Source organism: Photobacterium sp. R1, from assembly GCF_054600795.1.
The window spans coordinates 1-345 of the sequence record NZ_BAAHZP010000256.1 but is presented as its reverse complement, the minus strand read 5'-3'; the positions used below and the strand labels follow the sequence as shown (position 1 = coordinate 345).

The 345-nt window shown below is 52.5% G+C and carries 1 protein-coding gene; it reads left to right on the top strand.

The genetic code is table 11. The annotated features are described in order from the left end of the window. The coding region (locus tag ACYP03_RS24930) for a methylated-DNA--[protein]-cysteine S-methyltransferase (RefSeq protein WP_459782515.1) at positions 1-345 on the top strand (345 nt) is incomplete at both ends.

Sequence of the window (345 nt, the reverse complement as noted above, 5' to 3'; positions counted from 1 at the left end):
CCCTAAAAAATTACAAGAGTACACCCGTCAGCTCAAGCAATACCTGGAAGGCCAGCGTCAGCAATTCTCACTGCGTTTAGCGCCCGACGGCACTGCTTTTCAGCACCAAGTCTGGCAGGCTATCCAGGCCATTCCCTATGGCGAAACACGCACCAGTCAGGAACTGGCTGTCCAACTTGGTAATAAACACGCCCATCAGGCAGTGGCTCTGGCAAAGAATGTGAATCCCATCCCTATACTCATACCCTGCCATCGCGTGATCTGCCAGAACCCGAGAATCAGCTGCCGTTTCGGGTTGGATTTAATCAACCTTTTACGGGCCCTTGAAAAAGGCCACATCCAGCC